General features: G+C 31.4%; 1 protein-coding gene. It reads right to left on the reverse strand.

Translation table 11 applies throughout. The features are described 5' to 3' along the window. On the reverse strand, positions 1–443 hold a 443-nt coding region (locus HZY83_RS07005), incomplete at both ends, for an aldehyde dehydrogenase family protein (RefSeq protein WP_179943332.1).

The raw sequence follows: 443 nt of genomic DNA on the forward strand, positions 1-443 counted from the left end.
GTCTATTAATGTAGGTTCAATATATAAATCTTCTTCAAAGCTTTTACCACCGAAAATAGTTTTACTCTCATGAGTTTCTAATAATTCATTTAAGCGGTTGAAATGTTTTTGATTAACAATTCTTCCAAAATCAGGACTTTCTTTGATGTTTTCCCCATAAAATTCTGTAATTGTTTGTTTTAGTGCTTTAATAAAATCATTTTTAACTTTTCGATCAATTAGTATATAATCAGGTGCTACGCATGTTTGCCCTGCATTCGTAAATTTTCCGAAACTAATTCTTTCACTAGCGACTTTTAAATTTGCAGTTTGGTCAATAATGACTGGAGATTTACCACCTAACTCTAAAGTAACAGGTACCAGATTTTTAGCAGCCGATTCATAGATGATTTGACCAACTTTTTCGCTACCAGTGAAAAACATATAGTCGAACGGTAAATGAA

The organism is Gemella sp. GH3, from assembly GCF_013415425.1.
GTDB lineage: Bacteria > Bacillota > Bacilli > Staphylococcales > Gemellaceae > Gemelliphila.